The following is a 23,620-nucleotide window of genomic DNA, read 5'->3' on the forward strand; positions in this document are numbered from 1 at the left end:
TCCGGCTTTTGTTTTCACAAAAGGCACAAAAAGCCCCCCTTCTTTTTGGAAGGGGGGCTTATCATTTCAGCTGACTTTCTTTAAACGGTCCGGACTAACAGGGATAAAGAAAGTCAAAATGTAACCGATCGCTGCGCCGATAATGGCCGGGATGAGCCAGCCGATTCCGACGCTGAATAATGGAATGTGCGCGCCTAAAAATTTGTTTAGCGCTCCTAATGGAATGCTCGCGGCATTCAAGCCGTCGATAATGCTGAAAATGCCTGTTGCGAAAAGCGCTCCGATATACACTTCGCGCCGTTCGTTAAACAGTTTGTCGATAAACGAAAGGAATACAACGACGATCGCAAGCGGATAAAGCGCTGAAAGAATCGGCACTGAAAGCGAGATGATTTCATTCAATCCGAAATTCGCGATCACCAGGCTGAACAGCGAGACAATGATTACAACGGTTTTGTAGGAAAGACCCGGAATCAGCTTTGAAAAATATTCTCCGCACGAAGAGACAAGTCCGACGCTCGTTGTCAGGCAGGCGAACAAAATGGCAACCCCGAGGACGACATTACCAAATGAGCCGAACAAAAAGGTGGAAGCCTTAGATAAGACGGCTCCTCCGTTATCGAGTGATCCGACCGTCTCAACGCTTGTCGCTCCAAGATAAGCAAGTGATACATACACCAGCGCAAGTCCAACTGCAGCCACAACCCCGGCTTTGATACAGGAGGCCGCGATTGATTTTGGATTTGTCACGCCGCGCTCTTTTACTGCTGAAATAACGACGATGGCGAAGACGATCGACGCAATGGCGTCCATTGTTTTATAGCCCTCTAAAAATCCGGTGAAGATCGGAGCGGACTTATATGCTTCCGTAACAGGACCAATGCTGCCCATCGGCGTAACGATTGCTTTGATTACGAGTATAGCGATGACTGCCAATAAGATCGGTGTTAAAATTTTGCCGATGCGGTCAACAAGCTTGCTCGGATTTAAAGCCAGGAAAAAAGTGATACCAAAGAAAATCAGGGTAAAAATAAAAAGGTAAATCCCTGATGAATGGCTGCCTAAAAACGGTTCAACGGCAATGACGTACGAAACGGTTCCCGTTCTTGGAATCGCAAACAGCGGTCCGATCGTCAAGTAAATGCAGACAATTAAAATGGTGCCAAAGACGGGGTGAGCTTTATCCGCCAGCCCTTTTGCACTGCCGGTAAGGGCTACGGCAATCACGCCGAGAAGCGGCAGGCCGACGCCTGTCAGCAAAAAACCGATGATGGCCGGCCATACGTTTTCTCCCGCAGCTTGGCCGAGCAGGGGAGGAAATATCATGTTTCCCGCTCCGAAAAAGAGAGCGAACAGCATCAAACCGATCGCTAACGTTTCCTTAGCGGATAGGGCAGTTTTCATTAAAAAGACCTCCTGTTATTGTTAAAATTTTCTGTCAATTATTTTTGCGATATAATATGACAAAAGTCCATAAACTATTATATTTTAAAAATCAGATAAGTCAAACATTTATTTTAATTTTCAATTTCGGGTTGATATGATAACATATACAGTCATGAAAAAGAACGTTCAATTCCAAAGGAGAAGATTATGATTTATCTTGATAACAGTTCGACAACTCAACCTTATCGTGAAGTGTTGCAAACGTATGAACAAGTCAGCCGGCGTTTCTTCGGCAATCCATCCTCGCTGCATCACCACGGCGTGGAAGCCGATCAATTATTGGCTGAAGCAAGAAAACAAATCAAATCGGCTTTGTCTGTCAACAATTATGACGTCGTTTTTACGTCAGGCGCTTCAGAAGCCAATAATATGGCGCTGAAAGGCATTGCGCTTGCACACGGCCAAAAAGGAAAGCATATTATCACTTCTTCCATTGAACATCCTTCTGTTTCCGAATCTTTGGAACAGCTGAAAACCGCGTTCGGTTTTGACATTACGTATCTTCCCGTCGACGGTCAGGGACGCGTGTCGCTTGAAGAGCTCGAAAAAGCGATCACGAAAGATACGATTCTTGTCAGCATTATGCATGTTAACAATGAAACAGGCGTCATTCAGCCTGTCGGGGACATTGGGAACATCGTTAAAAGGACGAGCCGGGCGTTCTTTCACGTCGATTTTGTTCAAGGGATTCACAAGGTTCCGCTGGACATCGCCAGTGCAAAGATCGACCTTTGCACAATATCCGGCCATAAATTCCACGGCTTAAAAGGGACCGGAGCTCTCATACTAAAAGAAGGAATGACCCTTTTTCCGTTAATTTCAGGGGGCGAACAGCAAAACAGCAGAAGGGCCGGGACAGAAAACACAGCCGGCGCGGTAGCGCTCGCAAAAGCAATCAACTTATCAGCAAAGGATTACTTCGATTATATAGAGGAGATGAAAGCGGCAAAAGCGGATTTCATCAAACAGCTTAAAGGTTTGGAAGGCGTGATGTTAAATACGCCTGAAGATGCGAGCGCACCGCACATCATCAACTTTTCCGTTCCGGGAATTAAAGCTGAAGTCCTCTTGCATATGCTCGAGGAACGGGGTATTTTTGTATCGACGACATCCGCATGTTCATCAAAGCAGCATAAGCCGAGCAAGGTGCTGATGGCTATGGGAAAAGGGGAGCAGGCGGCCGAAAGCAGCATCAGAATCAGCTTAACATACCGGGGAAACAAAGGGGTTGTCGAGCCGTTTATGACAGCTCTGACAGAAAGTGTACACAAACTAAAAGGAATTATGAGGTAGAGAAAAAATGAAATATGACTACATGTTAATCCGCTTTGGCGAAATTTCAACAAAAGGAAAAAACAGACGCCTTTTTGTCGATCGTCTGAAAAGAAACATCAAAATGGTTTTGCGAGATTTCAGAAACATCCGTTATGAAGCAACAAGGGACAGAATGACGCTCACATTAAACGGCGAGGATGCCGAATCCGTAACCGCCCGCTTAAAAAACGTTTTCGGCATTCAATCGTTCAGCCTCGCCGTCAAATGTCCGACAGACTTGGAGAGCATTAAAGAGACGGCCCTTGCATCCATAGAAGAGCAATACAAGGCCGGTGACACGTTCAAAGTATCAACAAAAAGAGCGTATAAACAGTTTGAATTAAACACCAATGAAATGAATTCCGAAATCGGCGGACATATTTTGCGGAATACTGAAGGCCTGACCGTTGACGTTCACTCGCCTGACATTCACTTGCGGATCGAGATCAGGGAAGATGCGACTTATTTGACGTTCCGCGATGAAAAAGGAGCGGGGGGGCTTCCCGTGGGCAGCGGAGGAAAAGCGATGCTGATGATCTCGGGCGGCATTGACAGCCCTGTCGCCGGATTTTATGCGCTGAAGCGCGGCCTTGAAATTGAGGCTATTCACTTTTTCAGTCCGCCGTACACGAGCGAGCGCGCCAAGCAAAAGGTGATCGACCTTACCGAAAAGCTGACGGCGTTCGGCGGGGACATCAAACTTCACATCGTGCCGTTCACAAAAACGCAGGAGCACATTCAAAAGCAAATTCCCGAAAACTATTCGATGACGGCAACCCGAAGGCTGATGCTGCAGATCGCAGACAAAATACGCGAACAAAACAACGGCCTCGCCATTTTTACGGGAGAAAGCCTCGGACAGGTGGCAAGCCAAACGCTTGAAAGCATGTATGCGATCAATGCGGTGACGAATACGCCGGTTTTGCGCCCGCTGATCGGAATGGACAAAACCGAAATCATCGAAAAGGCGAAAGAGCTCGGCACATACGACATCAGCATCAGGCCTTACGAAGACTGCTGCACGATCTTTACTCCGTCAGCGCCGAAAACGCGGCCTAAAAAAGAAAAAATCGAGCACTTTGAAAGCTATACAGACTTCGAGCCTCTCATCCAGGAAGCGGTAGAAAAAACGGAAACGATCGTTTTAAGCGGCAAAACGGAGGCGAAAGAGAAGTTCGCCGACTTATTTTAAAGGCACATTCCTTAAGGTCGATATCGTCTGTTTTGCATACAATTACCAAACATTCTTTGCATGAAGTCATGTGTTTCTACACAATCTATACTCACAAGGAGGTGAGAACACATGGCTCAAAACAACAGACAAAGCAATTCTAACCAACTATTGGTTCCAGGAGCTGCTCAAGCTATCGACCAAATGAAATTCGAAATCGCTTCTGAATTCGGTGTTAACCTTGGAGCGGAAACTACTTCTCGTGCAAACGGTTCAGTTGGAGGAGAAATCACTAAACGTTTAGTTTCTTTCGCTCAGCAACAAATGGGCGGAGGCACACCTCAGTAACTTAAAAATTAAACAAGTAATGGATAATGAGTGGGGTTTTTTCCCCACTCTTTTATTGTGCGAAAAGAACATGTCAGCAGTACACACTCTTTATATCTGCCGAACATACTGTATTTTCATGGGACAAATCATTTTAGAAAATACACAATATTGTTTATAATGAAATGATGGCAAATGTGAGGAGAGGAAATCGTTGAAAAGAGAAGATTTGATTGCTCCAGAGAGGTATAATGCGGTTGATGAGATTGAAAAATTCAATGCTTTTCCAAATAAGACGGCTTTAATCTGGGAAGATGAATCAGGTAGGACAGCTTCCTGGACATATCGGACGCTGATCGATAAAACAAACAGGATAGCCAGCGTTCTCGCCGACTCCGGTTTGCAAAAAGGCGATAAGCTGATCGTAATGATGCCGCGCGTTTTGGAAACCTATGCCGTATATATGGCGATTCTAAAAGCGGGAATGGTTGTCATTCCTTGTTCTGAGATGCTTCGTGCAAAAGACTTGGACTACAGAATCGGGCATGCCGGTGTGAAAGGCGCCATTATTTATTCTTCGTTTATTAATTCTTTAGAGGGAGTTCAGTCCAAGGAAAAGCTGAATACTTTCTCTGTCGGGGAAAATGAAGCTGGATGGCCGGATCTTCTAAAAGAGATGGAAACGAGGGACGGAGCATCCTTTCAAGCGGCAGATACGAGCCGCGACGATATCGCGTTTTTATCATATACATCCGGAACGACGGGCCAGCCAAAAGGCGTTGTTCACACACACGGCTGGGCGTATGCCCATTTAAGAACGACGGCTTCCGCCTGGCTTGATATCAAAGAAGATGACCTCGTTTGGGCAACGGCCGGCCCAGGTTGGCAAAAATGGCTGTGGAGCCCGTTTTTGGCTGTGCTGGGAAGCGGAGCGACAGGATTTGTCTACCACGGAAAATTCGATCCAGAGACATATTTGTCGTTAATGGAACGTTATCGGATCAATGTGCTTTGCTGTACGCCGACAGAGTACCGATTTATGGCAAAGGTCAATAATCTGTCAGGCTGGGATCTTTCTTCTATCCACAGTGCCGTTTCGGCGGGCGAACCTTTAAACCGGGAAGTCATCGACGCGTTTAAAAAGCATGTAAACGTTGAAGTGCGGGACGGCTATGGACAAACGGAAAACACTTTGCTCGTCGGCGTCCTGAAGGGAATGAAGGTCAAACCGGGCAGCATGGGTAAGCCAACCCCGGGCAACATCGTCGAAATTATAAATGAAGACGGGGACATCTGCGAACCCGGCGAAACGGGGGATATCGCCGTCCATATCAGTACGCCGGCCCTTTTCAAAGAATATTATAATGACCCTGAGCGGACGCTTCTTCAAAGAAGAGGGGATTACTTCATCACCGGCGATAAAGCGAGGAAAGACGAAGAAGGCTATTTTTGGTTTGAAAGCCGAAACGATGATATTATCATCAGTTCCGGCTATACGATCGGCCCTTTTGAAGTCGAAGATGCGCTGATCAAACACTCGCGTGTAAAAGAATGCGCCGTTGTCGCAAGTCCTGATGAAATCAGAGGAGCCATCGTCAAAGCGTACGTTGTATTAAAGGATTGCTCCGGAGACGAAAGCCTGGTAAAAGAGCTGCAAAACCATGTCAAGGCATTAACGGCTCCGTACAAATACCCGCGGGAAATCGAATTCATCGACCAGCTTCCTAAAACCTCTTCGGCGAAAATTAAACGCTTTGAATTAAGAAACCGGGAGCTTGCCCGAAAAACGAAAGGAAACCGCTAAACGGCAAACTTTTAATGACAGGGGGGATCTCCTTTGAGTCGTAACTCACTCCGAAACATCGAGAAGGAAATCGCGCTTCTGGTACGCTTGACTACGGCCTACAGTCCGCGGTTCGGAAATTTGGATCGTTCAGAATACCTGCTTTTGAGCGAACTTGACAGCGAAAGTCCTCTTGCGATCAATACATTGGCCGACAAGCTGATGCTGAATCTTTCGACTGCAAGCCGGCAAGTTTCGGCCCTTGAGCGGAAAAAACTGATCAGGCGTTTTCCAGATCCGCAAAACGGCCGGATCAGCCTTGTGGAGATGACTCAGGAAGGAATTGATAAGCTGCATAAGGTGCAAAAGGCCCGCTACGATGTGTATGCCGAGGTTCTCCAAGAATGGCCGGATGAAGAGCTTACCGTTCTGGAGGCCAATTTAACCCGGCTGAACCGGGATTTCAAAAAATGGAGCAAATAAAGAAAGACTGCTGATCCAAAAGTCAGCGGTCTTTTTGCCGATTTAAACATTGATTTATGTGAGAAAGAGAGTATAATTAACTTGTATTATACAACTTGTATTATGAAATATATTTCAGCGAAAGGAGGAAACGGATATGAATCATTCCGATGCTGCTGAACGGGATGCTAAAAACAGCATTCCGAAATATTTAATTATAACGGTATTAACGATATGTTCGATCGGACCGCAATACTTTCTCAATCTTTCATACACCTTGAACCAAATCGTCATACAAAACGGACTTCATTTGACGTCCCGCGATATGCTGATGCCTTCAATTTTGTCAAATCTCGCTTTTGCCCTCGGGGTACCGCTCGGACGCGTTTTTTCAAAAAGGTACGGGACCAGGTCCATCTATCTGACCTTTGTCTTCGTTTTTTTATGCGGTTCGCTTATTGATGTTTTCTCAACCGGATTAATTTCCCTTATGGCTGGAAGGACGATTCAAGGCTTAAGCGCGGGAATGTTATTTTTGACGATTTTGCCTGTTAAATTGGTTTCATTCCCGAACAAGATCAGAAATCTGTTTTTATTTTTTGTGATCAGCGGCTTGTTCGGTTCATCTGCTGTCGGTGCTTTTTTCGGCTCTTTATCGCTGAGTTATGATGCATGGCGATGGGTATATGTGATCAATATTATATTTCCGGTTCTTTGTCTGGCTGTCGGGTTTTGGACGCTGCCGAAACAAAAACCGGATCAGCGCGAAAAGCAGCCGACTGATAAGACCGGTGTATTTTTGCTGACCCTTCTGATGTCGGTGCTGGCGTTTCCGCTCATTCACCTGCAGGAAGAAGGCTTTTCATCTGTTTATGTATGGCCTTTCTTTATTGGTGCATTCATTTTACTCATCCTGTTTTTTATAACCGATTGGCGCGCAGAGTTTCCTTTGGTGCCGTTTCATTCATTATGGTCTGCGAAATCGGTTTCGGGAACGATCATGGCAGTAGCCTCCCATATTGCACTGATCGTCGCCCTGGCCGGAATCAACGGTTTTCTGCAAAACATTGCCGATGTTTCATTTGCATACCTCTCATGGTTTTATATTTGGTTTTTCATCGGCATTTTGACAACTGCCGTATTCAGCACATTGCTTTATGACAGGCTTGGCGCCGGGGTGCTCGGCTGTATCGGCTCGCTTGCGATGATTGCGGTCGGCCTCTCATGGAGAACGGTCGAACCGGAAGTTTCGATGCATACCCTGTATATTCATGCGGTTTGCCTTGGAGGCGGCGTCAGCATGGTATTGGTATCAGGAGCTTTGGGAACAGCGCTTGCAGGCGATATTCATAAAGCCTCAAACCGTTCGGTCTCGCTTCATTTCATTCGGAATTTCGCCGGCGCGGCGGCAGCGCCCGTGCTCGGCTGGTTTGCATCAATGAAAAACGCCGTCCATTATGAAACGATCAGGGATCAAGTCAGCGGGGCCGATCCGGGAAATTCAACTGGAATTATCCAAATTGATCCACCGCTTTATGAATAGCGGACTTCCGTTAGGAGAGGCGAAACATATGGCGGCTTATACCGTAGCGGCAAACGCAAAAAAAGCGTCCGCCCTCGGTGCCTATCACGACCTTTTTACGATTTTGCTCTGGCTTGGCGTGATCATGCTGGCTGCTTCAATTGGAAAAGCGGCTACAGGAAAAGGAAGATCGCTCGTTCAAAAAAAGAAACGGCTTCATCTTCCTGATCCAAACATACATCAACATAAGGAGATGGGTTAGAATGAGCAAAGGACGTTTCATCATCACCAATATGTTGGAGTGATCATCATTTTGGCGCTTCTTGCAGGAGGCGGGTATTATTACTATCAAAATCACAACTACGTGACGACAGATGAAGCAACAGTATATGCTGATATGACGAATGTGACGGCTCCGGCATCCGGACGCTAAAAGGCTGGAAAGCTAAAGAAGGAGACGATGTATCCCGCGGTCAAAATTTGGGGGAAGTATTCGATGGTCAACAGCCGGTTCCCGTCGATTCTCTTTCAGAGGGAAAACTGATTAAAAACAACGCCGTCAATCATCAATCCGTTCAGGCGGGGGAGGTCATCGGCCAAACCGCCGACATGGACCATCTGTATATTATTGCAAACATTAAAGAAACCGAACTGCACGAAATTGAAAAAGGCGATAAAGTGAATATTACCGTTGACGGTGATCAGGACACAACATTCGAAGGGGAAGTGAAGGACATCGCCAAAGCGACAAACTCTGCATTTTCAATGTTGCCGGAGAATACGAGCGGAAACTATACAAAAGTGACTGAGAAAGTGCAGGTTAAGATCTCTATCGATCATCCTTCTTCAAACGTGCTTCCCGGCATGAATGAAGAAGTTAAAATTTCGATATAACCAAAAATAGGCAGGTGCTTGGCACCCGCCTATTTCATCTTGAAAAGGCTTCCAATATTAAAGAAATGTACGCTTTACTTTTTCCCAGAATGAATTGTCTTTCAGCTTGACGGTTTTCATGACTTTTTCGGACAGGCTGACCTCAACCTTTTTTACATTCATCGTGCTGAATGCTTCGTTATCAAGGCCGATGATCGGATAATCGTTGCCGTCCTGGGCGATTTTAAGCGTCAGCTTACGATCGGCGCTTAGGATAAACGGCGAACCGAGCGTCCTGTAGGTGTTGTTGTTTAATGAAGCGAGCTCAGTCACCTGTATGCATGGAAGCAACGGATCGACAACCGCTCCTTCGACAGATTTATTATAAGCCGTGCTTCCCGTCGGGGTGGATACAATCATTCCGTCCCCGCGGAATGTTTCAAAGTGAAGATCGTCAATATATACATCCATCACAAACGTTTTAATAATGCTTGAGCGGATGGATACCTCGTTCAGACAGTGAAATCGGTTCGTCCCGTCAACCGTCACATCGATGAGCGGGTATTTTCTGACTTCGATTTGTTCCGAGTTTGTCGCTTCGATCATTTTATCTGTATCATGAATATTAAAATCAGCGTAAAGGTGAGCCTTCCCCTTTTTGGCTACCCCTACATACAGACAGTCATCCCTGAAATTCGTTTTTCGCACCGCCTGCAAAAAAGTACCATCGCCGCCGATACTTGCGATAATGTTGGCCTGCCGATGATCGTCGACGACTTGAAATCCGTGTTCTTTGGCAAGCTGCTTCAGCATATTGCACTGTTCATCTGTTTCCGCATTTTGCTTGTAAAAGAAATAAATGTTCCGGCGGTCTGTCACAACCATTCTCCCCTTTGTTTGTGAAATTTAGATTTCTCTGCCATCTAACATATGTGTTAAAATGACCTGTGACCCTAGTTTACCATGTCCTCAGGAGTTTGTTGTATATGAAGCGTCATCATATCGAACTTTTTCTCTTCGTATACGTACTATGACATGCAACATTTTTTTAAAAGGAGGAGAACAAATGAATCCTAAAAGGTGGATAGCGCTTGTGATCGCAGTGGGTATTTTCGGCGTTTCTTTGATCATGAGCCTGATTTTGACGGTATTTGAAAGTTTCAGTGATGACAGCAAGATGCAGTTTGGCCTCACTGACGGCCAGGAAGAAACGGTTTTGGAAAACGGGAGCGGTTCAAATAAAATCGCAGTCCTGGAAGTGAATGGAACGATTCAAGACAATGGCGATGGCTCAAGCCTTCTCGGTTCTGACGGATACAACCACAGATCGTTTTTAAAAATGCTGGAGAGGGCGAAAGATGATTCTGCGGTTAAAGGGATCATTTTACGCGTGAATTCTCCGGGAGGCGGGGTATACGAAAGCGCTGAAATACATAAGAAACTCGAAGAAATCAAAAAGGATGCGAAAAAGCCGATTTACGTATCAATGGGTTCGATGGCGGCGTCCGGAGGCTATTACATTTCCACCCCGGCAGATAAGATTTTCGCGGCGCCCGACACCCTGACAGGCTCTCTCGGGGTCATTATGGAAGGCATGAATTACAGCAAGCTTGCCGAAAAGCTTGGATTGAAAACGGAAACGATCAAAAGCGGAGAATATAAAGACATCATGTCTCCGACGCGCGATATGACGAAGAAAGAGCGTGAGATCATGCAGTCCATGGTCAACGATTCTTATGAAGGCTTCGTTGACGTAATTTCAGAGGGGCGCAATTTATCAAAAGCCGATGTGAAAAAAATCGCCGATGGACGGGTTTATGACGGACGGCAGGCGAAAAAGCTGCATTTGGTCGATGAACTCGGCTACTACGAAGATGCAGTAAAAGCAATGAAAAAAGACCATAAAGATTTGGCTAAGGCGTCCGTTGTCAGCTACAAAGAATCGACAGGCCTTTCATCGCTCCTTTCGATGAGCGCGAACAAAATATTTAAAAGCGAAGCTGACTTTTTGAATATTAAAGAAGCCATTTCGCAATCCGGCGCGCCGAGACTGATGTATCTTTACGCTAAATAGGAGGGGGACCGAAAAATGGATGTGACTTATGATGGAAAGGATCATAACGAAATATCTGCGCCCGCTGACGTTTCTCAAGCCAAATCGGCCCCGCCTTTGGAGCATGCATACGCCGGTTTTTGGGTCAGGTTTTGGGCGTTTCTGCTTGACGGGATTGTGATCGGCAGTATCAACCGCCTGCTCATATCTCCTGTTTTCAGTTTGCTTCATTTGCCGAAAGAAACAGGGCTTTTCACTTTTTCGCTGTATTCGATTACGTCGGCCGTCGTGTTTTTTGCCTATTTTGCCATTATGACGAAGTTTTTCAAACAGACATTGGGCAAAATGGTATTCGGACTCAAGGTAGTTTCACTTGTTCCTGAAAAAAGGCTTACCTGGGATGTGGTCCTGTTCAGGGAAGTTATCGGCCGCTATATCAACAGCGTGTATATCACCTATCTCATTGTCGGTTTTACGCCGAAGAAACAAGGAATCCACGATTATTTTGCCGACACCGCGGTGATTCACGAAAAGCTGTTTCGGAAAAAGTAAATAAACCATTCAGGAGCCCGGCACCCAGACTGCCGGGCTTTCCTGAGCCATGGCGATCTTCCACGTTTATTTTTTTTGCGTTTATCCCATAATGCCTAGTATAAGAGGAAGTGAAAACATGGTTTACATATGGATAGCAGCCGCCATATCTTTGCTTGCGGCTGTTTGGTTTATGAAAATCCGCGTTTCAATCGAATATGTTCATACACATGACGACGACCGGCTGACCGTTAAGATTCGGACGCTTTTCGGCCTCCTTCATATCAAAAGGGAAATCCCTATGATCAAGGTCAATCAAAAAGATATGACCATTGATGTAAAGGAGCGGATGAGCACTGCTGTCAGCAAAGATAAAAAGAAGCGGAAAGTCGGGTTCAATGACGTGCTTAAAAGTATGCGGCAGATCAAAAACCTTGTCGAACAAATCCGCAATCTTCAGCCGGTCATCCGCAAATTCATGAAGCGCATACATGTAACAAAGCTTGAGTGGACGTCAGTTCTCGGGCTTCCCGACGCGGCTTTGACCGGTATTGCAACGGGCGGTGCCTGGTCCGTCAAATCCGCCTCGATGGCTATGTTGGACAGGTTTTTAAGTTTTGACCGTCGCCCTGAGTATCAGGTGATTCCCGTTTTTAACAGCCCGTCCTCCAAAACGCACCTGACATGTATATTCCATTTTCGCGTTGGACATGCTATAACCGTAGCTTTCAGAATCGTGGTTAATTGGAAAGGGAACATGCGCGGCTTGTTTAAGCTGCCGAAACATCTGTCAGGTTCAACAAAGAAAGACTCATCTGTATAGGAGGAATGGAGTATGGCTGAACATCCAATTCAAGGTTTGATGAAAACCGCCATGGAAAATTTAAAAGAAATGATCGATGTTAATACCATTATCGGAGATCCTGTAGAAACACCTGACGGCAGTGTCATTTTAACCGTCTCCAGAGTAGGCTTTGGATTTGCCGCCGGCGGAAGCGAATTCAGCGGCGCGAAACCTGCGGAATCGAAAGCAAGCGACGGTGAACGGGAACGAAAAGAAGCGAAGCTTCCGTTTGGCGGAGGGAGCGGCGGAGGTGTATCGATCACACCGATTGCGTTTTTGATTGTCGGCACATCAGGCGTAAGAATCCTCCATTTGGATGAAAACACGCACGTCATTGACAAGATTTTAGATTCAGCCCCGCAAACGATCGAGCGGATCCAGCAAATATTTAAGAAAAACGATAAGCAAAAACAAAAAATGAATCAAAAAGATATGCCATTATAAAACAACGCTCTGAAAGTTAACTGTTTTTAGAAGCAGTTAACTTTTTTTCGTCTCAAACTTAAGCTTTGCAGTTTGGCTCAAACTCTTTTATAGTAGAGTCATACATAAGTGAAGGAGGAATAATGATGGCTTCAATAACATTTAAAGGAAACCCTGTAACATTGGTTGGTTCCGAAGTACGCGTCGGCGATCAAGCTCCTGATTTTACGGTGCTTTCCAATTCGCTGGAGGAAGTGACGCTTCAAGACATCAAAGGCACACCTGCGATTATTTCAGTTATACCATCCATTGATACGGGAGTTTGCGACGCACAGACCCGCCGTTTTAACGAAGAAGCCGCAAGCCTCGGTTCAGTGAAAGTGTACACGATCAGCGCGGACCTTCCGTTTGCGCAGGCGCGCTGGTGCGGATCGAACGGAATTGAAAATGTGGAAACATTGTCAGATCACCGGGAGATGTCATTCGGGGAAGCATTCGGCGTCTATATTAAGGAACTGAGATTGCTCGCCCGCGCCGTATTTGTTTTAGACGAAAACGGAAAAGTCGTTTACACTGAGTATGTAAGTGAAGCGACAAATCATCCGGATTACGAAAAAGCGATTGAAGCTGCAAAGTCGCTTGCAAAGTAAAAAGTACGTTAGAAAGGGCTCCAGGTGAACAACTCCCGGAGCTCTTTTCATGGCTTTACATTTTCATAAGGAGAGACATTGCATGCAAAACAACCAAGTAGAAACGATATACGGCTGGCTTGATGATGGAGCGAACATCATCGCCCGCGACCGGGAGATTCCATACATAGAAGCGTTGGCAGATGCCGGAGAAGCGTACTTTCTGGGAGAAGCAAGCCGCACGTTGACAGAAGCGGGCGAACAAAAGATGAAAGAGCTGATCGAAAAAGCGGATTTTTCCCAATGCAGCCACGAATCTATACGAAAAGCCTTTCAGCTTGCGATTCTCAAAGGGCTGAAAAATATCCCGCATCCGAACCGGCAAATGACTCCGGATACGATCGGTTTGTTTATCGGATATCTCGTCAATAAGTTCATGGGCCGCAAAAAAGGACTCACCCTTTTCGATCCGGCGGTCGGCACAGGAAACCTTCTGCTTGCCGTATTGAACCAGCTTGCGGAAACACCCGGCAAAGCCTTCGGTTCCGAGATTGATGATGTACTGATCAAACTCGCCTACGTTCAAGCGAATCTCCAGCAAAAAGAAATTGAATTGTTCAACCAGGACAGCCTGCAGCCCGTTTTTATGGACCCTGTCGATGCGGTCATCTGCGATCTTCCCGTCGGATATTATCCGGATGATGAAAGCGCGCGGTCGTTCCGTCTGAAAGCCGATGAAGGCCACTCTTTTTCGCATCATCTGTTCATCGAACAAAGCCTGACATATACAAAACCGGGCGGATATTTATTTTTCATGATACCGAACCATTTGTTTGAAAGCAGCCAAAGCGAACAGCTCCGGACCTTTTTAAAGGACACCGCGCACATCAATGCAGTCCTTCAGCTGCCGCTTTCGATATTTAAAGATGAAGCACACGCAAAAAGCATCCTTGTGCTGCAAAAGCAGGGAGAAGGGGCAAAAGCGCCGAAACATGTGCTGCTTGCCGAACTTCCGTCCTTCTCCAACAAAGAAGCGATGCTGAAGATGACCGCAAAACTTGACAATTGGTTTAAACAGGAAAAAAGCTAAACAGTCAGAGATGGGATTCTCTGGCTGTATATTTATTTTCAGAAAATAATAAAATCTTTTTGAAAGCGTTAACAATCAGAATCGTACTTGAAAAGGATTCTTTTGAATGTTTAAATGAAAAAGGCAGATATTTTTTGAATTTACTATGAACGATTTATACATATTTTTTATGATCCGGGTTGAACATAAAATAACCGGACTCTAGGTAAAAAGGAGCGTCATTTATGTCCAAAATTATCGCAATCAATGCTGGAAGCTCATCATTAAAATTTCAGCTTTTCGAAATGCCCAGCGAAAAAGTATTAACAAAAGGTTTAGTCGAACGGATCGGGCTGGATAACGGCATTTTTACGATCTCTTTCGACGATCAAAAAAAGAGCGAAACAACAGACATTCCGGATCATTCCGTAGCGGTAAAAATGCTGCTCGGCAAACTGACGGAATACGGCATCATTAAAGACTTAAACGAAATCAACGGCATCGGCCACCGCGTCGTCCACGGAGGCGAAAAGTTCAACGATTCGGTTCTTCTTACAGACGAAACGATTCGCGAAATTGAAGAAATTTCCGATTTGGCGCCGCTTCACAATCCGGCTAACATCGTCGGAATCCAAGCGTTTAAAGAAGTTCTTCCAAACGTTCCGGCCGTAGCCGTTTTTGATACGGCTTTCCATCAGACGATGCCTGAACAGTCATATTTATACAGTCTGCCTTATGAATACTATGAAAAATACGGCATTCGCAAATACGGTTTCCACGGTACGTCTCATAAGTACGTAACAGAGCGCGCTGCTGAGCTTCTCGGACGTCCGCTTGAGGATTTGCGCCTGATTTCCTGCCATTTAGGAAACGGAGCTAGCATCGCTGCTGTTGAAGGCGGCAAATCGATCGACACGTCAATGGGCTTCACTCCGCTTGCAGGCGTGGCGATGGGAACGCGGTCCGGAAACATCGACCCTGCCCTGATCCCATTCATCATGGAGAAAACGGGACAGACTGTTGACGAAGTGGTCAACACGCTTAATAAAAAGAGCGGTCTCTTGGGGATTTCCGGTTTCTCAAGCGATTTGCGCGATATTCAAGATGCTGCCAAAGAAGGCAATGAGCGCGCGGAAACGGCTCTTCAAATCTTTGCAAGCCGCATCCATAAATACATCGGCTCCTATGCAGCAAGAATGAGCGGCGTTGACGCGATCATTTTCACTGCCGGCATCGGTGAGAACAGCGTTGAAGTAAGAGAACGCGTTCTTCGCGGTCTTGAGTTCATGGGCGTGTATTGGGACCCTGCTTTAAATAATGTCCGCGGCAAAGAAGCGTTTATCAGCTATCCGCATTCTCCGGTAAAAGTACTGATCGTTCCGACGAACGAAGAAGTCATGATTGCAAGAGACGTTGTCAGACTTGCAAAATAAATACAGCCTTCCCCCAGGCCAGGGGGAAGGTTTTTTTATATGTTTCAAAAAAACTTTCTCCTTTATAATGAAAAAGATCGCTAAAAAGGAGGCGGATGTAACATGAGTGTCGAAGAACACAAAAAAGAAGCGCCCGACTGCGTGTCCTGCAAGGTGATCACGGTCAGCGACACAAGAACGGAAGATACGGACAAAAGCGGCCGGCTGATGAAAGAGTTTTTGACAGATGCCGGCCACGAAATTGTTTCCTATGAGATCGTGAAAGACGAAAAGGAAGAGATTCAGGCGGCGGTGCTTGAAGGATGCCGCGATGATCGCGTTGAAGCGGTACTGTTAAACGGAGGGACAGGCATTGCAGCGAGAGATGTGACGATCGAATCGATTGCACCGCTTTTTTCGAAGGAGATTTCCGGCTTCGGAGAAATCTTCCGGATGCTGAGCTATACCGAGGATATCGGATCAAGCGCGATTCTTTCCAGAGCATCAGCCGGCGTCATTCAAAACAAAGCCGTATTTGCGACGCCGGGCTCAAGCGGAGCGGTCAAGCTTGCGATGGCAAAACTGATTGTTCCGGAGCTTGCCCACGTGATCAGGGAATTGAGAAAAGACATGCAGAACCTGTGGTGAATATGCTGAATACTGACGAAACTTCATTCATAAAAAATGAATGAAGTTTTTTTTATAAAAAGGTTGAAAAAACGAGACTTCCTTGATAAAGTGTATACATATTAAGTGTATTTTTATTAAATAAAATTTATTTTTATACAAAAGACACCGATGTGAGGGGAGTTTTTCAAAATGACGGAAAAGAAAAAAGTGGTTTTAGCATATTCAGGAGGTCTTGATACTTCTGTTGCGATAAAATGGCTGCAAGAGCAGGGGTACGATGTTGTTGCCTGCTGCCTTGACGTCGGCGAAGGCAAGGATCTCGCGTTTGTTCAGCAAAAGGCGCTTCAAGTGGGTGCAGTCAATTCTTACATGATTGATGCAAAAGAAGAGTTTGCCCGGGAGTTTGCGCTGGTCGCCCTGCAGGCCCACACGATGTATGAAGGCAAATACCCGCTGGTGTCAGCCCTTTCAAGACCGCTGATCGCCAAGAAGCTTGTAGAAGTCGCCGAAAAAGAAAACGCAGTCGCCGTCGCTCACGGATGCACCGGCAAAGGAAATGACCAGGTCCGCTTTGAAGTTTCCATTAAATCGCTGAACCCGAATCTCGAGGTTCTCGCTCCCGTACGCGAATGGAAATGGTCGCGGGACGAAGAGATCGCATACGCGGAAAAGCACGGCATTCCGATTCCGATCAATTTAGACAGTCCGTATTCAATCGACCAAAACCTGTGGGGCAGAAGCAATGAATGCGGCATCCTTGAAGACCCTTGGGCAGCGCCGCCTGAAGGAGCGTATGACTTAACAAAGCCGCTTGAAAAAACGCCTGATGTGCCGGCTGTTGTCGAAATTGCTTTTGAACAGGGCGTTCCGGTATCGATTGACGGTGTGTCTTATACCCTCTCGGATTTGATTTTAAAGCTGAACGAGTTGGCGGGGGAACACGGCGTCGGCCGGATCGACCATGTTGAGAACCGCCTGGTCGGCATCAAGTCCCGCGAAGTTTATGAATGCCCGGGAGCCGTGACGCTGTTGAAAGCGCACAAAGAGCTTGAAGATCTGACATTGGTGAAAGAAGTCGCCCACTTTAAGCCGCTGGTCGAACAAAAAATGGCTGAAGTCATTTACAACGGCCTTTGGTTTTCACCGCTGAAAGACGCCCTTTCCGCTTTCCTGAAGGAAACGCAAAAGCACGTAACAGGCGTCGTCCGCGTCAAGCTGTTTAAAGGCCATGCAATCGTGGAAGGCCGAAAATCCGATTATTCCCTTTACGACGAAAAATTGGCGACATACACAAAAGACGATGCATTTGACCATCACGCGGCAGTCGGTTTTATCGAACTGTGGGGGCTGCCGACAAAAGTAAACAGTATCGTCAAACAGAAGGAGAAGGTTAAAGCATGAAAAAGCTTTGGGGAGGCCGGTTCCAAAAAACACCGGAAAAATGGGTCGATGAGTTCGGAGCATCGATCCACTTTGACAAAACGCTTGTAAAAGAAGATATCTCAGGGTCACTCGCCCATGCTTCCATGCTGAAAAAGTGCGGCATATTGACAGAGGAGGAAGCGGAAAAAATAAAAGAAGGCCTCACATCTCTTTGGCATAAAGCCAAAAAAAACGAGCTCGATTTTTCCGTCGATTATGAGGACATTCATTTAAATATCGAAAAGATGCTCATCGATGAAATCGGACCGCTCGGCGGCAAGCTTCATACGGCGAGAAGCCGAAACGACCAGGTTGCAACCGACATGCACCTTTATTTAAAGGAGCACACCGAACACATCCTCGATTTGATCGCGGCTTTTCAAGGCGTGCTCGTCGAAAAAGCGGAAGAACACGTCGGGACGATTTTGCCCGGCTACACGCATTTGCAGCGGGCACAGCCGATTTCGTTCGCCCATCATCTGCTCGCTTATTTTTGGATGCTTGAACGCGATAAAGAGCGCTACCGCGATTCGCTGAAGCGGATCAATACATCACCGCTCGGATGCGGGGCGCTCGCGGGGACGACTTTTCCGATCGACCGCGAATATTCCGCAGAGCTGCTCGGATTTGATTCGATTTATGAAAACAGCCTTGACGGCGTCAGCGACAGGGATTTCATCCTTGAATTTTTAAGCGCAAGCAGCATTCTGATGATGCATCTGTCGCGTTTTTCTGAAGAAATCATCCTTTGGTGTTCACAGGAATTTAAGTTTATCGAGCTTGATGACACATACGCGACAGGCAGCAGCATGATGCCGCAAAAGAAAAATCCGGACATGGCGGAATTGATCCGCGGAAAAACCGGACGCGTGTACGGCAGTCTGATCGGCCTGTTAACGATTATGAAAGGCCTTCCTTTAGCTTACAATAAAGATTTGCAGGAAGATAAAGAAGGCATGTTTGACACGGTCAAAACGGTAGAAGGAAGCCTGGAGATCTTCGCCGGCATGATCAAAACAATGACCGTCAATCAAAACATGATGAAAAAAGCAACCGAGCAGGACTTCTCAAACGCAACCGAGCTGGCCGATTATCTAGCAAAAAAAGGAATGCCGTTCAGAGATGCGCACGAAGTCGTCGGAAAGCTCGTCTATACGTGTATTGAAAAAGGGATTTACCTCAGCGGCCTTCCGTTTGAAGAATTCCAAAAGGCGAGCGGCCTGTTTGAAGAGGACGTCTATGTCGTGCTCGATCCGCACCATGCCGTCGAAAAAAGGATGAGCGAAGGCGGCACCGGCTTCAAAAAGGTTGAGGAAGCCCTGCAGAAAGCAAAGCAAAAATTGAACAATTTTTAACACTTCGCGATTCGATTCATAACTGAGAAAGCTCAGACGCAAACTACACGTATGAATCGAAAAGAGGGGTGTGGGAATGAAGCAGGATAAGCTAAAACAGGCTTACATGTACGATGCTGACGGGGAAAAGGAAACCGTCCAGCAAATATCTGATGCTTATTTCAGCGGCTTTGTGAGTTATGATGCCGAACAGCCGTCTGATCAAGACGAACAATAGAACCCTTTCGATAAAGCTGGAGCCTGATGGCTTCAGTTTTGTTATTATGATATTGCAAAAATTGCCGGTGCTCAACATGTGATATCCTCCCGATTTTGTAGTAAAGTATAGATAGAAAAGAATATCATGCCAATGATGGTGAATACAGAGAACCAATGCTTGGGAGGGAAAGATGTGCGCCATGCGTTAATTACAGCCGGCTCAAAAGGTTTAGGGCGTAAAGTGACAGAAGCGCTGCTCGAAAAAGGATATTCCGTGACGGTGAACTACAGACGGGATGAAGAAGCTGTCAAGCGCCTGAAAACCGAATGGCGGTCTTGCCTTGACCGATTGCAGTTTGTAAAGGGAGATGTCACGAAAAAGGAAGATTTGCATCACATGGTGAATGCGGCTCTCGAGCGGTTCGGAACAATCGATCTGCTGATTAACAATGCCGGCCCATACATATTTGAGCGGAAGAAGCTTGCCGATTATACTGATGATGAATGGTATGAGATGCTTGAAGGAAATTTGAGCGCCGTCTTCCATCTGTTTAAAGCGGTCGTTCCGGTCATGAGACGCCAGCAGTTTGGACGCATCATCACATACGGATTTCAAGGGGCTGACCATGCTCCGGGCTGGCTGCACCGTTCAGCTTTTGGAGCGGCGAAAGTCGGACTTGCCTCCCTTACCAAAACGATCGCCATCGAAGAAGCGGGCTCAGGCATTACAGCAAACATGGTCTGTCCGGGCAACATCGTCGGGGACATGAAAGAATCCTCGATCACAGACGCCCGTGCTTCCCTTGATCGGGAAACGCCGATTGGCAGATCGGGAACCGGAGAAGACATCGCAAGGATCATTGCATTCCTCTGTGACGAAAATTCGGACTACATCACGGGAACGGTTATTGAAGCAACAGGCGGCCTGAACGTGATTAACCGTCACTCTCACTAAAAAAGTTTTGTTTCATAAAAAACATGAAATTGGGGTGGATATGATGAAAGTGACATACCATGGTCATTCGGTCATTACAGTTGAAACAGAAAATCACCATTTAATTTTTGATCCGTTTCTTTCCGGCAATCCTTTAACAGACTTAAAACCTGAAAATGTTAAAGCAGACGCCATCCTGCTGACGCACGGCCACAGCGACCATGTCGGCGACACCGTGGAAATCGCCAAGCGAAACGACGCGCTTGTCGTCGCTCCGAACGAGCTTGCGGTTTACCTCGGATGGAAAGGCTTGAATGTACATCCGATGCACATCGGCGGTTCGCACCAGTTTGATTTTGGAAAAGTGAAGCTGACACAGGCATTCCACGGCTCCGCTTATACGGAAGAAGACAATCAAAAAATCGTTTATACCGGAATGCCGGCGGGGATCTTGCTGACTGTTGAAGGTAAAACGATTTTTCATGCGGGAGACACGGGTCTGTTTTCAGATATGAAGCTCATCGGCGAGTTAAACCACATCGACCTCGCATTCTTGCCGATCGGCGACAATTTTACAATGGGACCTGAAGATGCAAAACTGGCTGCGGAATGGCTTAGAGCCAAACAGGTTGTTCCCGTTCATTACTCGACGTTCCCGGTCATCGAACAGGATCCGTACGCCTTTGCCGACAGCCTGCCGGGCGGCGTCGGGAAAGTGCTGGAAGTCGGCGAATCGATCGAATTGAAATCATGAAGGCAGCATGGGGCCCCTTGATCGGGCTCCTTTTTTGTATGTAAATCAAAACATGTGCAGCATGATATAATATCATCACGATATACTTTGGAGGATAAACATGAGGGTACTGAAATACGCAATTTTGGGTCTCTTGGATAAAGGCAGTCTGAGCGGCTATGATATGACGAGCCATTTTAAAGCAGAGCTTGGCCAATTCTGGAGCGCGAAGCACAGCCAGATTTACCCCGAGCTGAAAAAGCTTACAGATGAGGGGTTCATCGAATTTGAAACGGTTATACAAGGGGCGAAATTGGAAAAAAAGGTATATTCCATAACAGCCGCCGGAAAACGGGAGCTTCATGAATGGCTGACGGCATATCAGCCGGTTCCTAACACGGTGAAAGATGAATTTATGCTGAAAGCCTATTTCATTTCGGCGATGGAGCCTGGTGAAGCAGAAGGCCTTTTTGCCGACCAGCTCGCCAAACGGAAGCAGAAGGCCGCTTTTTTAAAGGAAAGGCTTGAAAAGCTGAAACAGGAAGCCGGACCGGAGATTTCCTTTCAGTCCCCGCACTTTGGCCACTACCTTGTCCTGACGAGGGCGCTCGAACGGGAAAATGGCTATTGCAACTGGCTAAAGAAGGCGCTGGAGCTGATGAAGCGTAGATGACGGCGGCCATGGGCCCATGAATAGCGTATTTTTATTTTGCGCGGGCCGGATTGCGGCAAAAACGTCCAAGCATTTATAATAAAACCATATCTTGCAGTCAGAGGATGAAGGTGAAACGATTGGCGACAAAACACGAACAGATCTTAAAATATATTGATTCCTTGTCCGTCGGTGAAAAAATTTCCGTCAGGCGGATTGCCAAAGAAATGAAAGTGAGCGAAGGGACGGCTTACAGAGCGATCAAAGAAGCGGAAAACAAAGGCTTCGTCAGCACGATCGAGAGGGTCGGGACGATCAGGATCGAGCAGAAGAAAAAAGAAAATATTGAAAAGCTGACATACGCCGAAGTGGTCAACGTCATCGACGGACACGTACTCGGCGGCAAAGCAGGGCTTCATAAAACGCTGAATAAGTTCGTCATCGGAGCGATGGAGCTCGATGCGATGATGAGATACACCGGAGCCGGCAACCTTTTGATCGTCGGGAACCGGATCGATGCGCACCGCCAGGCGCTTGAAGCCGGCGCCGCTGTTTTGGTAACGGGCGGGTTTGATACCGAACCGTCGATCCTTGAGCTTGCCGACAGGCTTGAGCTTCCGGTCATGTCGACGAGCTATGACACCTTTACCGTCGCAGCCATGATCAACAGGGCGATCTACGATCAGCTCATTAAAAAAGAGGTTGTGCTTGTTGAAGATATATTGACCCCGCTTGAAAAAACAGTCTGCTTATCCCCTCATGAAAGGCTCGAAAGATGGTACGAAAAGAATTTTGAAACGGGCCACGGGCGCTTTCCGGTCGTTGACGACCAGATGAAAATCCACGGCATTTTGACGTCAAAGGATGTTGCAGGATATGACCGCTCCGTGCTTATCGAGAAAGTCATGACGAAAAATCCGATTACGGTCGTCGGCAAAACGTCCGTAGCCTCGGCAGCGCAGATGATGGTCTGGGAAGGAATCGAAGTGCTGCCGGTGGTAGACGAGCGGCAGAAGCTGATCGGCATGATCAGCAGGCAGGATGTGCTAAAAGCGCTACAAATGATTCAAAAACAGCCGCAAGTCGGTGAAAAACTCGATGATATCGTCACAGGCGGATTCAAGGAATCAGACATTGACAAGCAGAATCCTTCCCCCGTTTATCAATATGAGGTCACACCGCAGATGACAAACCATTTGGGAACGATCTCATACGGTGTATTCACGACAATATTGACCGAAGCGGCAAACCGCGTTTTGCGGTCGCGCAAAAAGGGTGATCTTGTCATCGAAAGCATGACGATTTATTTTTTAAAGCCCGTGCAAATGGAGTCTGTCCTTGAGATTAAGCCGCACATCCTGGAAGCGGGAAGAAAGTTCGGAAAAATGGATATTGAAGTTTTTCATCAGGGAGCTCTCGTCGGCAAAGCGATGATGATGGTACAGCTCATGGAAAGAAGCTAAAGGGATCCGGCCGGATGCCGCTCAAGCGTTTTCCCTCTCGTTTTCCTTTGCGAGCAAAGGGACATAATGTTTATAAGCCCTGTATCCGGCCCACATGCTTCCGATTCCGGTCAGAACGAAAACGACCCCGATGGCAGCGCTTAAAGCGCCCCTGTTTAAAAAGAGCTGATTCAGTCCGAAGAACATAATAAAAAGGCCTAAAGACATGCTCGATTTAGCGGACAGGTATTCTTTCAAAAGGGCCCTTTTTGTTCTTACATATTGAATCTTGTAATACACATAAACAATCGCTGAAACCACAATGAAAAAAACAAAAAACGGCATATTCGACATCCTCCATTGTAAGTTTTACAAACCCATTGTATACATAAACG

Annotated in this window: 25 protein-coding genes and 1 pseudogene; 23 read left to right on the top strand and 3 right to left on the bottom strand. The window is 46.6% G+C overall.

All coding sequences use genetic code 11. The annotated features are described in order from the left end of the window. Positions 1-66: 66 nt before the first annotated feature. Positions 67-1,404: a branched-chain amino acid transport system II carrier protein gene (brnQ, locus tag V7126_RS15260; RefSeq protein ID WP_046130826.1), complete on the bottom strand. Its 1,338-nt coding sequence runs from the start codon at positions 1,402-1,404 to the stop codon at positions 67-69. A 189-nt stretch (positions 1,405-1,593) separates the two neighbouring features. Between brnQ and V7126_RS15265 the strand changes: the two genes are divergently transcribed. The 8 genes and pseudogenes from V7126_RS15265 to V7126_RS15300 all read left to right on the top strand — a co-directional run bounded on the left by V7126_RS15265 (position 1,594) and on the right by V7126_RS15300 (position 8,919). Beyond that, positions 1,594-2,739 (top strand): cysteine desulfurase family protein, encoded by a 1,146-nt coding sequence (locus tag V7126_RS15265; RefSeq protein ID WP_046130827.1) that lies wholly within the window; start codon positions 1,594-1,596, stop codon positions 2,737-2,739. 7 nt (positions 2,740-2,746) lie between these two features. Then, positions 2,747-3,952: a tRNA uracil 4-sulfurtransferase ThiI gene (gene thiI / locus V7126_RS15270; RefSeq protein ID WP_335497699.1), complete on the top strand. Its 1,206-nt coding sequence runs from the start codon at positions 2,747-2,749 to the stop codon at positions 3,950-3,952. Positions 3,953-4,063: 111 nt separating this feature from the next. Beyond that, positions 4,064-4,279 (top strand): alpha/beta-type small acid-soluble spore protein, encoded by a 216-nt coding sequence (locus tag V7126_RS15275; protein ID WP_006638006.1) that lies wholly within the window; start codon positions 4,064-4,066, stop codon positions 4,277-4,279. Positions 4,280-4,472: 193 nt separating this feature from the next. Further along, positions 4,473-6,062, top strand: a complete 1,590-nt coding sequence (gene mbcS, locus V7126_RS15280; protein ID WP_335497700.1) for an acyl-CoA synthetase MbcS — start codon at positions 4,473-4,475, stop codon at positions 6,060-6,062. A 33-nt stretch (positions 6,063-6,095) separates the two neighbouring features. Further along, entirely contained in the window at positions 6,096-6,524 is a 429-nt protein-coding gene (locus tag V7126_RS15285; protein WP_216899118.1) for a MarR family winged helix-turn-helix transcriptional regulator, read from the top strand. 136 nt (positions 6,525-6,660) lie between these two features. Then, on the top strand, positions 6,661-8,046 hold the full coding sequence (locus tag V7126_RS15290) for an MFS transporter (RefSeq protein ID WP_254416521.1): 1,386 nt from the start codon (positions 6,661-6,663) through the stop codon (positions 8,044-8,046). 28 nt (positions 8,047-8,074) lie between these two features. Next, the gene (locus V7126_RS15295; protein ID WP_254416522.1) at positions 8,075-8,287 is read left to right on the top strand and encodes a hypothetical protein; all 213 of its coding nucleotides are present in this window, start codon (positions 8,075-8,077) and stop codon (positions 8,285-8,287) included. 1 nt (position 8,288) lies between these two features. After that, positions 8,289-8,919 (top strand): annotated as a pseudogene (locus tag V7126_RS15300) (HlyD family efflux transporter periplasmic adaptor subunit). 57 nt (positions 8,920-8,976) lie between these two features. Here V7126_RS15300 and V7126_RS15305 read toward each other — a convergent pair. Next, the gene (locus V7126_RS15305; protein ID WP_046130832.1) at positions 8,977-9,777 is read right to left on the bottom strand and encodes an NAD kinase; all 801 of its coding nucleotides are present in this window, start codon (positions 9,775-9,777) and stop codon (positions 8,977-8,979) included. Between the two features lie 187 nt (positions 9,778-9,964). Between V7126_RS15305 and sppA the strand changes: the two genes are divergently transcribed. The 15 genes from sppA to V7126_RS15380 all read left to right on the top strand — a co-directional run bounded on the left by sppA (position 9,965) and on the right by V7126_RS15380 (position 23,246). Then, entirely contained in the window at positions 9,965-10,972 is a 1,008-nt protein-coding gene (gene sppA, locus V7126_RS15310) for a signal peptide peptidase SppA (RefSeq protein ID WP_216899120.1), read from the top strand. A gap of 15 nt (positions 10,973-10,987) precedes the next feature. Then, positions 10,988-11,503, top strand: a complete 516-nt coding sequence (locus tag V7126_RS15315; RefSeq protein WP_216899122.1) for an RDD family protein — start codon at positions 10,988-10,990, stop codon at positions 11,501-11,503. Positions 11,504-11,621: 118 nt separating this feature from the next. Further along, a complete protein-coding gene (locus V7126_RS15320; RefSeq protein WP_335497701.1) occupies positions 11,622-12,305 on the top strand; it encodes a DUF2953 domain-containing protein in 684 nt (227 codons plus the stop codon). A 12-nt stretch (positions 12,306-12,317) separates the two neighbouring features. Further along, positions 12,318-12,770: a GerW family sporulation protein gene (ytfJ, locus tag V7126_RS15325; RefSeq protein ID WP_046129682.1), complete on the top strand. Its 453-nt coding sequence runs from the start codon at positions 12,318-12,320 to the stop codon at positions 12,768-12,770. 125 nt (positions 12,771-12,895) lie between these two features. Next, complete coding sequence (gene tpx / locus V7126_RS15330; protein WP_046129681.1) at positions 12,896-13,399, top strand: thiol peroxidase; 504 nt, start codon at positions 12,896-12,898, stop codon at positions 13,397-13,399. An 82-nt stretch (positions 13,400-13,481) separates the two neighbouring features. Beyond that, positions 13,482-14,468 (top strand): class I SAM-dependent methyltransferase, encoded by a 987-nt coding sequence (locus V7126_RS15335; protein ID WP_175076809.1) that lies wholly within the window; start codon positions 13,482-13,484, stop codon positions 14,466-14,468. 224 nt (positions 14,469-14,692) lie between these two features. Further along, the gene (locus tag V7126_RS15340) at positions 14,693-15,880 is read left to right on the top strand and encodes an acetate kinase (RefSeq protein WP_216899124.1); all 1,188 of its coding nucleotides are present in this window, start codon (positions 14,693-14,695) and stop codon (positions 15,878-15,880) included. Positions 15,881-15,982: 102 nt separating this feature from the next. Further along, positions 15,983-16,507, top strand: a complete 525-nt coding sequence (locus tag V7126_RS15345) for a MogA/MoaB family molybdenum cofactor biosynthesis protein (RefSeq protein ID WP_175076807.1) — start codon at positions 15,983-15,985, stop codon at positions 16,505-16,507. A 171-nt stretch (positions 16,508-16,678) separates the two neighbouring features. Then, positions 16,679-17,890 carry an argininosuccinate synthase gene (locus tag V7126_RS15350; RefSeq protein WP_046129677.1) on the top strand — a complete coding sequence of 404 codons (1,212 nt, stop codon included), beginning with the start codon at positions 16,679-16,681 and terminating at the stop codon, positions 17,888-17,890. Next, entirely contained in the window at positions 17,887-19,266 is a 1,380-nt protein-coding gene (gene argH / locus V7126_RS15355; protein ID WP_175076806.1) for an argininosuccinate lyase, read from the top strand. Before V7126_RS15350 ends, argH begins: the two co-directional genes overlap by 4 nt. Positions 19,267-19,342: 76 nt before the next feature. After that, a complete protein-coding gene (locus V7126_RS15360) occupies positions 19,343-19,483 on the top strand; it encodes a hypothetical protein (protein ID WP_164918170.1) in 141 nt (46 codons plus the stop codon). Positions 19,484-19,657: 174 nt separating this feature from the next. Continuing rightward, entirely contained in the window at positions 19,658-20,419 is a 762-nt protein-coding gene (locus tag V7126_RS15365) for an SDR family oxidoreductase (protein WP_046129675.1), read from the top strand. A 43-nt stretch (positions 20,420-20,462) separates the two neighbouring features. Next, entirely contained in the window at positions 20,463-21,152 is a 690-nt protein-coding gene (locus V7126_RS15370) for a metal-dependent hydrolase (protein WP_175076805.1), read from the top strand. A gap of 100 nt (positions 21,153-21,252) precedes the next feature. After that, entirely contained in the window at positions 21,253-21,804 is a 552-nt protein-coding gene (locus tag V7126_RS15375; protein WP_175076804.1) for a PadR family transcriptional regulator, read from the top strand. 119 nt (positions 21,805-21,923) lie between these two features. Further along, positions 21,924-23,246, top strand: coding sequence for a CBS domain-containing protein (locus tag V7126_RS15380; protein WP_175076803.1), 1,323 nt, complete (start codon positions 21,924-21,926; stop codon positions 23,244-23,246). A 21-nt stretch (positions 23,247-23,267) separates the two neighbouring features. On the opposite strand, the gene V7126_RS15385 is transcribed toward V7126_RS15380, so the two are convergent. Beyond that, positions 23,268-23,570 carry a YtpI family protein gene (locus V7126_RS15385; protein ID WP_046129671.1) on the bottom strand — a complete coding sequence of 101 codons (303 nt, stop codon included), beginning with the start codon at positions 23,568-23,570 and terminating at the stop codon, positions 23,268-23,270. Between the last annotated feature and the right edge of the window lie 50 nt (positions 23,571-23,620).

Origin of the sequence: Bacillus sp. JJ675, from assembly GCF_036963165.1 — a bacterium.
GTDB lineage: Bacteria > Bacillota > Bacilli > Bacillales > Bacillaceae > Bacillus > Bacillus glycinifermentans.

What these genes read in the sequence shown, in the direction of transcription:
- V7126_RS15295 (WP_254416522.1), top strand. Translation starts at nt 8,075, where the DNA reads ATGGCGGCTTATACCGTAGCGGCAAACGCAAAAAAAGCGTCCGCCCTC.
- V7126_RS15275 (WP_006638006.1), top strand. Translation starts at nt 4,064, where the DNA reads ATGGCTCAAAACAACAGACAAAGCAATTCTAACCAACTATTGGTTCCA.
- V7126_RS15340 (WP_216899124.1), top strand. Translation starts at nt 14,693, where the DNA reads ATGTCCAAAATTATCGCAATCAATGCTGGAAGCTCATCATTAAAATTT.
- V7126_RS15315 (WP_216899122.1), top strand. Translation starts at nt 10,988, where the DNA reads ATGGATGTGACTTATGATGGAAAGGATCATAACGAAATATCTGCGCCC.
- V7126_RS15370 (WP_175076805.1), top strand. Translation starts at nt 20,463, where the DNA reads ATGAAAGTGACATACCATGGTCATTCGGTCATTACAGTTGAAACAGAA.
- sppA (WP_216899120.1), top strand. Translation starts at nt 9,965, where the DNA reads ATGAATCCTAAAAGGTGGATAGCGCTTGTGATCGCAGTGGGTATTTTC.
- V7126_RS15385 (WP_046129671.1), bottom strand. Translation starts at nt 23,570, where the DNA reads ATGCCGTTTTTTGTTTTTTTCATTGTGGTTTCAGCGATTGTTTATGTG.
- V7126_RS15375 (WP_175076804.1), top strand. Translation starts at nt 21,253, where the DNA reads ATGAGGGTACTGAAATACGCAATTTTGGGTCTCTTGGATAAAGGCAGT.
- V7126_RS15265 (WP_046130827.1), top strand. Translation starts at nt 1,594, where the DNA reads ATGATTTATCTTGATAACAGTTCGACAACTCAACCTTATCGTGAAGTG.
- V7126_RS15360 (WP_164918170.1), top strand. Translation starts at nt 19,343, where the DNA reads ATGAAGCAGGATAAGCTAAAACAGGCTTACATGTACGATGCTGACGGG.
- V7126_RS15350 (WP_046129677.1), top strand. Translation starts at nt 16,679, where the DNA reads ATGACGGAAAAGAAAAAAGTGGTTTTAGCATATTCAGGAGGTCTTGAT.
- ytfJ (WP_046129682.1), top strand. Translation starts at nt 12,318, where the DNA reads ATGGCTGAACATCCAATTCAAGGTTTGATGAAAACCGCCATGGAAAAT.
- thiI (WP_335497699.1), top strand. Translation starts at nt 2,747, where the DNA reads ATGAAATATGACTACATGTTAATCCGCTTTGGCGAAATTTCAACAAAA.
- V7126_RS15345 (WP_175076807.1), top strand. Translation starts at nt 15,983, where the DNA reads ATGAGTGTCGAAGAACACAAAAAAGAAGCGCCCGACTGCGTGTCCTGC.
- V7126_RS15335 (WP_175076809.1), top strand. Translation starts at nt 13,482, where the DNA reads ATGCAAAACAACCAAGTAGAAACGATATACGGCTGGCTTGATGATGGA.
- argH (WP_175076806.1), top strand. Translation starts at nt 17,887, where the DNA reads ATGAAAAAGCTTTGGGGAGGCCGGTTCCAAAAAACACCGGAAAAATGG.
- V7126_RS15290 (WP_254416521.1), top strand. Translation starts at nt 6,661, where the DNA reads ATGAATCATTCCGATGCTGCTGAACGGGATGCTAAAAACAGCATTCCG.
- tpx (WP_046129681.1), top strand. Translation starts at nt 12,896, where the DNA reads ATGGCTTCAATAACATTTAAAGGAAACCCTGTAACATTGGTTGGTTCC.
- V7126_RS15320 (WP_335497701.1), top strand. Translation starts at nt 11,622, where the DNA reads ATGGTTTACATATGGATAGCAGCCGCCATATCTTTGCTTGCGGCTGTT.
- brnQ (WP_046130826.1), bottom strand. Translation starts at nt 1,404, where the DNA reads ATGAAAACTGCCCTATCCGCTAAGGAAACGTTAGCGATCGGTTTGATG.